Source organism: Intrasporangium sp. (assembly GCF_030452765.1).
In the GTDB taxonomy this organism is placed as follows: domain Bacteria; phylum Actinomycetota; class Actinomycetes; order Actinomycetales; family Dermatophilaceae; genus Intrasporangium_A.
On record NZ_JAKDLO010000036.1, the window covers coordinates 22,732 to 29,726 of the forward strand.

The following is a 6,995-nucleotide window of genomic DNA, read 5'->3' on the forward strand; positions in this document are numbered from 1 at the left end:
ACATTCGAGTAGGTGCGGCCAGCTGTTGGCCACACCCTATCCACCCGTCGGCCGGAGGAAGTGTCCCGGGAGGGCACGTCGACCACAGTGGGCATCAGGACGAGGTTCGCCCGTAGAACAGCTCTGAGGTCAGGTCGTTCAGGCGCATGTCGGGTACCTCGCCGTAGGTGAGCACGGAGTTGATCCTCGGGGTTGCACCCTCGACCGGCGTGACCCAGTGCAGCGCGTTGTGGCCGTGGAATAAGGCGAGCGAGCCGGGTGGGCTGGGGAGGTTCATGGCAGCCTTCTGGTTCCGGGTACGGTCGGGGGGGGGGGGGGGGGGGCCCCCCCCCCCCCCCCCCGGGGCGGGGGGGGGGGGGGGGGGGGCGGGCCTCTTGCCCCCCACCCCCGACCGATGTTCTGGGTGCCGCAGTGTTCCGGTGGCTACTGCCGTGGGGTGGATCCTGGCAGTGGCGGCACCACCGGCGGCAGCGGCCGCGCCGGGGTCGACCGACGCAGGCCGGGTCCGCCCTCGAGCGGCTCGGTGAACGGTTGCACGTCGCCGTAGCACCGCGTCCCGCGGGCCGGCAGGGTCACCCGGAGCAGGTACCTGTCCACCGCGCCGGTGACGCATTCGGAGGTGCCGTATGCCGTGTGGCCCCAGCTGTCGCTGCTCAGCAGCCGGCTGCTCGGCAGCAGCGATGCCGCCGTGACCGCGCCCGCATAGTTCGTGGCAGGATCCCAGTAGTTGCCCACCACCAGCACCGGTTCCGCCGTGTGCCGCGTGAACGGGCCCCGGTACGAGTCGGGATCCCGCACTGTCCAGGTCGACGACGCGCAGGGAGCCGACGCCCACGTCCAGAGCGGGCCGAAACCGGGGGCTGCCTGCTCCGCCAGAGCTGCGTGACCCCGCCAAGCCGCGGCGGAGCGCGGGTTGCGGCTGTCGGTGCACGCCACCGTCTGGAAGGTCTCGAGACTGTTGTCGTAGGGGAACCCCCAGCCCGACCTGGCGCCCGCCGTGCGCAGACTGGGCTTCGTCGGGGTCGGTTGGGGGAACGCCTGCTCGAGCCGCTGCCTCAAGGCCTTCGCCGCACTCTTCTCGGCGGCCGGTTGGGACTGCTCCGACAGGAGGGTCCAGACGGAGGTCAGGTCCATGTCCACCCAGCTGCTGCCATCCGGGGAGTACAGGTCGCTGAGCAGGATCGCGATCAGATCCTGGTAGGTCATCGTGTACCAGATCTCGCCGGTGTCCGGGTCGGTCACGGTGAGCGGCTGCTTCTTCAGCGATGCGACGATCTGGTCATAGAGCCGCAGTGGCTCTCCGTACTGAGCCAGCTCGCAGTAGTCCTGGCCGGCAGCCTCGCAGCGCCGCAGGATCTCCCGCAGTGCCTTGTCGGCGCCCTCACCGGACTTGATCCGCTGCGTCTGGGGGATGCCGGCGTCGCGGGTGCCTGCCCAGCCGATCGGGTCGAGCACGCCGTCGATGGCGATGGCGCGGACCCGGTCGGGGAACAGGTTGGCGTAGACCTGCCCCAGGTAGGTGCCGTAGGAGAAGCCGAGGTAGGTCAGGGTGCGATCTCCGAGGGTGCGCCGCAGCACGTCCATGTCGCGCGCCACCTGCGCCGTCGACATGTGAGAGCTCAGCGGTCGCCCGGTCGTGGAGCAGGCTTTGCCGAACTTCCTTGCGGAGGCGACGTAGTCGCGCGTCTCCGGGTTCGTGTAGGGGAACGGGACCGCCATGCCGGCCAAGGCCGCCGCCTGTGCACCGAAGTTGCGCCAGCACGCCACGTTGTCGCTGAAGTTCGTGCCGCGTGGGTCGATGCCCACGATGTCGAAGCGCGCGAGCATCTCGGTGCTCAGGAAGTCGGGCGCGGCGGCGGCGAACTGCACGCCGGAGGCACCGGGGCCGCCGGGGTTGACGAAGAGAGCGCCGATCCGGCGCTTGGGGTCCTTGGCGCGCACGCGAAGCAGCGCCACCTCGGTCTTCGCGCCGCGGGGCCGGTCGTAGTCCAACGGCAGCTTGACGGTGCCGCACTGCGCCCGGGGGGTGACGACGCTGCAGTCGAACCATTCGATCCGCGGCTTCGGCACCGAGTCGACGCGCCTCGCCTCTGTCGGACTCGTCCGATCGGCGACCCGCTGTGCCTCTGCCGCACTCGTACGATCGGTGGCAACCTTCGCCTGGCCGGGCGCCGCCGGAGCGATCACGGCTATCGCTGCCGCCATCGCAACCGCAACGACCCCGCCGATACCTCGTCGAACCGACATTGCAGTACCCCTGTCCCGGCAGCGCGTCGGCGGCCACCTCTATGGTGGCCACATCCTGATGGCTCCCATACCGGCCTGCAACTCGAAACAGCTCCGGTGACGACAGGACGCCAGAGCGTCGAAACTTCGGGCGACCTCCGGGCCCACGTCTGGTAGGCATGCCTGAACGGAACCTCTGGCCGCACTTCGGAAAGGAAGTCTCAGCTCATGACACCGCAGCCCACCCGCGGGGACAAGTTCAGCTTCGGCCTGTGGACGATCGGTTGGCAGGCACGCGACATGTTCGGCGAGGCCACCCGGGCGGTGCTCGACCCGGTCGAAGCGGTCGAACGGCTGACCGATCTCGGCGCCTACGGCATCACCTTCCACGACGACGACCTGGTGCCGGCAACCAGCACACCCGCTCAGCGTCAGCAGATCATCGACCGGTTCAAGCAGGCGCTCGCCGACACCGGTCTGTCTGTCCCGATGATGACCACCAACCTGTTCTCCGACCCGGTGTTCAAGGACGGCGGGTTCACCAGCAACGACCGGTCGGTGCGCCGTTACGCCCTGCGGAAGGTGATGCGGAACATGGACCTGGCCGCCGAGGTGGGGGCCGAGATCTACGTCTTCTGGGGCGGTCGGGAAGGCTCGGAGGTCGACTTCGCCAAGGACATCCACGCGGCGCTGGACCGCTACCGCGAGGGCCTGGACCTGCTCGCCCAGTACGCGATCGACTCCGGCTACCGGCTGAAGTTCGCGATCGAGCCCAAGCCCAACGAGCCGCGCGGCGACATCCTGCTGCCCACCATCGGGCACGCGCTGGCCTTCATCGGCTCACTCGAGCATGCCGAGATGGTCGGCATCAACCCCGAGGTGGGCCACGAGCAGATGGCCGGCCTGAACTACACCCACGGCATCGCTCAGGCGCTGTGGGCCGGGAAGCTGTTCCACATCGACCTCAACGGCCAGAAGGGGCCGCGGTTCGACCAGGATCTGGTGTTCGGTCACGGCGACCTGCTCCAGGCGTTCTCCACCGTCGACCTGCTCGAGAACGGTGCGCCCGACGGCGGTCCCGCCTACCTCGGCTGCCGCCACTTCGACTACAAGCCGCTGCGGACCGAAGACGTCGACGGGGTCTGGGAATCGGCCCGGGCGAACATGGAGCTCTACCTGATGCTCCGCGAACGCTCGCAGGCGTTCCGCGCCGATCCCGAGGTGCAGCAGGCCTTGGCCGACGCTGGCGTGACGGAGCTGCGCCTACCCACCCTCGATGCCGGCGAGAGCTACCCGGAGCTGCTGGCCGATAGGTCGGCCTTCGAGGACTATGACCTTCAGCCGGGCCGCACCCGCGGTTACGGTTTTGCCCGCGTGCAACGGCTCGCCGTGCAGCATCTCCTCGGCGCCCGCTGAGGCGCAGTTCCTCAGGAAGGACCCAGTATGACCATCGTCGCCGGGGTGGACTCGTCCACCCAGTCGTGCAAGGTCGTCGTCTGCGACGCCGACAGCGGTGAGGTGTTGCGTGTCGGGCGGGCCCCTCATCCCGACGGCACCTCGGTCACCGCGGAGGCGTGGCTGACCGCCTACCGGCAGGCCACCGCCGATCCAGGGCTGCTGTCCGGCGTGGAGGCGATCTCGGTCGGTGGCCAGCAGCACGGCATGGTCACCCTCGACGAGAACGGTGGCCTGGTCCGCGACGCGCTGCTGTGGAACGACAACCGCTCCGCCCCCGACGCCGTCGACCTGATCGGCGAGCTCGGCGGGCCGCAGGCCTGGGCCGACGCGGTCGGTTCGGTGCCGGTCGCGGCGATGACCGTCAGCAAGCTGCGCTGGCTGGCCCGGAACGAGCCCGACAACGCGGCTCGGACGGCCCAGGTCGTGTTGCCGCACGACTGGCTGACCTGGCAGGTCGGTGGCCGCAGCGGCCCGCCGGTCACCGACCGGGGAGACGCCTCGGGAACCTGCTACTTCGACGCCACGACGAACCGGTACCGCGAGGATCTCGTCGAGCTGGCCTTCGGCCGCCGACTCGGGCTGCCGCGGGTCGCCGCCCCGGCCGAGGTGGTGGGGGAGACGCCGGAGGGTGTCAAGCTGGGGCCCGGCACCGGCGACAACATGGCGGCCGGGCTCGGGCTGGGACTGACACCCGGCTCGGCGGTCGTCTCACTCGGCACCAGCGGAACCGCATTCGCCCAGGCCGGCCGGCAGACGCGCGACCCATCGGGGGTCGTCGCCGGGTTCGCCGACGCCACCGGCGCCTATCTGCCGCTGGTCTGCACCCTGAACGGCGCACGGAACCTGGCGGCGACGAGCCGACTCCTCGGTGTCGGCTTCGACGAGTTCAGCCGGTTGGCGCTCGGCGCACCGGCCGGCAGCGAGGGCCTGTCGTTCATCCCCTATCTGGAGGGGGAGCGGACCCCACCGCTGCCGCTGGCCAAGGGCGAGCTGGTCGGGCTGGACCTGGCGAACTTCACCGCCGCGAACATCGCCCGGGCGGCGATCGAAGGGATCCTCTGGAGCCTCGCCAACGGCCTGCAGACCCTGACTGCCCACACCGGTCGGATCGACCGGGTCATCCTCACCGGCGGTGCCGCCCAGTCCGCGGCCGTCCAGCAGATCGCGCCGGCGGTGCTCGGGCTCCCGATCTCGGTCACCGGTGTCGAGGAGGGCGTGGCGATCGGTGCCGCCCGGCAAGCAGCCTGGGCGTTGACCGGCGAGCTGCCCGACTGGCCCGTCCCCACCCAACGGCAACTGCAGCCCAGCCACGATGACGAGAAGGCCGCCCAGCAGATCCACGAGCGCTACCTCGGCATCGTCGAGGCGCATTTCCACCGGTAGGGCGGCACTGCGCGACTTCTTCGTCTCGAAGTGGGACGGCAACGCTTGGTCATGCTTGGCCAAGGCGCGTACGCTTACAACATGACCACAGTGAACGTCGGACAGGCGAAGACAGATCTTTCGCGGCTGATAGCCCTCGCTCTGGCCGGTGAAGACGTGGAGATCGCGCGGAATGGCGTCCCGGTGGTGCGGCTGGTCGCGATCCAGCGGAAACCAGGCGCCGGGTTCCTCGCAGCGGGTGGCTCGCTGGCTGGCGAGATCCGGATTGGCGACGATTTCGAGTTCACCGACGCCGAGCTTGACGAGATGTTGGCCCCGTGAGGCTGCTTCTCGATACCCACGTTGTCCTCTGGCAACTTTCTGGCGAGCGTGAACTGTCGGCGCCGGCCCGGAAAGCGATAGCAGCGGCCGATGACCTGCTGTTCAGCGTGGTGTCCTTCGCCGAGGTCGGGATCAAGGCCTCCGTCGGCAAGCTTGATGTGCCTGACGACTTGCAGGAGCGGATCGCAGACTCCGGCGTTCGCACTCTCGGGCTTTCACCCGCTCACGGGCTCGCCGTCTCCGATCTTCCCGCGCATCATCGCGACCCGTTCGACCGTCTGATCATCGCCCAGGCGATGACAGAACACCTCACGGTTGTCACGGCCGACGCTCGTTTCCGGGATTACGGGATCGAGCTACTCGAGGCGTAATGCAGTCTCATCCAGTCCACCTTGGTCAGGGGCCGATAGACGTAGGTCTGGACTGGTTTGGCTGGGCGGGGTGTGAGGTGTCTCGACTTGGTCGGTGACGAAGACCAATGAGCCTGTCGATCCCTCTATCCGCTTGGCGATCTCGCAGTGGCCGCTCAGGGCGCCGCGGGGTGCGGTGACCTCGTCCTGTGCCGAGGATCAGATCTCTCTGCCTGCCCGGGCCCGTCAAGGACGGGCCGGCCGCTGTGTTGGAGCCGCGGTCCCGGCGCCCGGACTCGTCCCCCGTCACGGATCAGCGAGACAGTCAAGGACCAGGCCGTGCAGGTTCGCAGCGCGGCGTTGGAGGGCTCGGGGCTGGACCATGCATGGGCCGATGTACGAGGAGGCCAACGACGACGACAAACGGGTTTACACCGTCGCCCAGATCGCCGCCGAGTTCGGCGTCACGCGACCTCCGATCTACCGGCACCTCGCCAAAACCTCACAGCCCCAAGCGGATCCATCTCGAGGCGATCAGGGTTAAGCCTCAGCAGGCAACTCGTTTGCGGCTGGCGACAGCGTCCGTACAGATCCCCTGCTTCAACTGCTCTGACTTAACGCCGATAATCCACATTATGACAGTATCCAGCTATTGCTGCCTGCTCCCATCATCTGCCGTCGTCGTCCTCCTGTCCCCGTTGTTGTTGTATCTGGCTCAGGCGTTCTGGATCTGGACCATTGGCTCGGTCGTCTCGTGGAACTGGCTCATCTGGCTGGTCTGTCCCGGATTGGTGAACCATCCGGCGTGGTAACACCCAGCCCCCGCCGGCGCTCGGCTCGCCCGGGCCGAGGATCCCCCCATCGGACGTTACGGACCGTCCCGCGCCAGGACTTCGAACATCCGTGCAGACGACTTCGAACATTGACAGCCGCACCGACGTCGCACTCGGCTTCCGGACGAGACGGACGGCGAGGCAGTAGCCGGGTCAGGTGGTCGGGCCGATCCGGGTTCTCGACCATTGTCGAGATTTGCTCCAAGCTGGCGCACCGTGTCGCGCGTGCGTCTACCGCGTGCGCTCTGCCGAGCAAGAGGCCATCGGCCACTATGGGCCTTACGGCTTGGGTTGAAGCACAAGCACCAAAGTTCCGGTCCCATCGCCGTTCTCGTCGAGCGTCCCATCCCCTCGGGCCGTCGCGAACTGACCCGAGCCACCAGTGATGGCCAGCACCTTGTGCGGTGGCGGCGCGTTGACGAAG

6 protein-coding genes are annotated in these 6,995 nt (G+C 68.5%); 4 read left to right on the forward strand and 2 right to left on the reverse strand.

The window, feature by feature from the left end:
• Positions 1–94: 94 nt before the first annotated feature.
• Positions 95–277 (reverse strand): hypothetical protein, encoded by a 183-nt coding sequence (locus tag L0H79_RS06685; RefSeq protein WP_301483803.1) that lies wholly within the window; start codon positions 275–277, stop codon positions 95–97.
• Positions 278–423: 146 nt separating this feature from the next.
• Positions 424–2,070: an alpha/beta fold hydrolase gene (locus tag L0H79_RS06690; RefSeq protein ID WP_301483804.1), complete on the reverse strand. Its 1,647-nt coding sequence runs from the start codon at positions 2,068–2,070 to the stop codon at positions 424–426.
• Positions 2,071–2,454: 384 nt separating this feature from the next.
• On the opposite strand from L0H79_RS06690, the gene xylA reads away from it, so the two are divergent.
• The 4 genes from xylA to L0H79_RS06710 all read left to right on the forward strand — a co-directional run bounded on the left by xylA (position 2,455) and on the right by L0H79_RS06710 (position 5,759).
• Positions 2,455–3,642 (forward strand): xylose isomerase, encoded by a 1,188-nt coding sequence (xylA, locus tag L0H79_RS06695; protein WP_301483805.1) that lies wholly within the window; start codon positions 2,455–2,457, stop codon positions 3,640–3,642.
• 27 nt (positions 3,643–3,669) lie between these two features.
• A complete protein-coding gene (gene xylB, locus L0H79_RS06700) occupies positions 3,670–5,067 on the forward strand; it encodes a xylulokinase (RefSeq protein WP_301483806.1) in 1,398 nt (465 codons plus the stop codon).
• An 81-nt stretch (positions 5,068–5,148) separates the two neighbouring features.
• Positions 5,149–5,388, forward strand: coding sequence for a type II toxin-antitoxin system Phd/YefM family antitoxin (locus L0H79_RS06705; protein ID WP_301483807.1), 240 nt, complete (start codon positions 5,149–5,151; stop codon positions 5,386–5,388).
• The gene (locus tag L0H79_RS06710) at positions 5,385–5,759 is read left to right on the forward strand and encodes a type II toxin-antitoxin system VapC family toxin (RefSeq protein ID WP_301483808.1); all 375 of its coding nucleotides are present in this window, start codon (positions 5,385–5,387) and stop codon (positions 5,757–5,759) included. The genes L0H79_RS06705 and L0H79_RS06710 overlap by 4 nt, the downstream gene beginning before the upstream one ends.
• Positions 5,760–6,995: the final 1,236 nt, after the last annotated feature.